The 286-nt window shown below is 58.4% G+C and carries 1 protein-coding gene; it reads right to left on the bottom strand.

Annotated features, from left to right (window positions below):
* Window positions 1-286: DUF72 domain-containing protein (locus tag ACLI50_RS22580; protein ID WP_411414680.1), on the bottom strand; the 286-nt coding region annotated here is incomplete at both ends.

Here is a 286-nt window from a genome sequence, read left to right on the forward strand (position 1 = left end):
CAGTTCGGGAGAAGTCACCTCCCAGACCGTATGTGTGCGCTTCGTTATGCCTTCCGGTGCGTCAACGATGACATGCACGATGCCGCGTTCACGCTCCATCGCAAGCATGGATTCCCGGTTCTTGACGTTGAACCAGCCTTCATGTCGGAATTCGAACGCGGTCAGGAGGGGATGCATCCTTTCCGCGCAGTGCTCAACGTGCGCAATCGACTTCGGCACCGCAGTTACCCAATGCGGAAACTGGAACAGCACAGCACCGAGCTTTCCCGCCTCATGCAGGGGGCGT

Origin of the sequence: Chryseobacterium cupriresistens, from assembly GCF_046614675.1 — a bacterium.
Lineage (GTDB): Bacteria > Bacteroidota > Bacteroidia > Flavobacteriales > Weeksellaceae > Chryseobacterium > Chryseobacterium cupriresistens.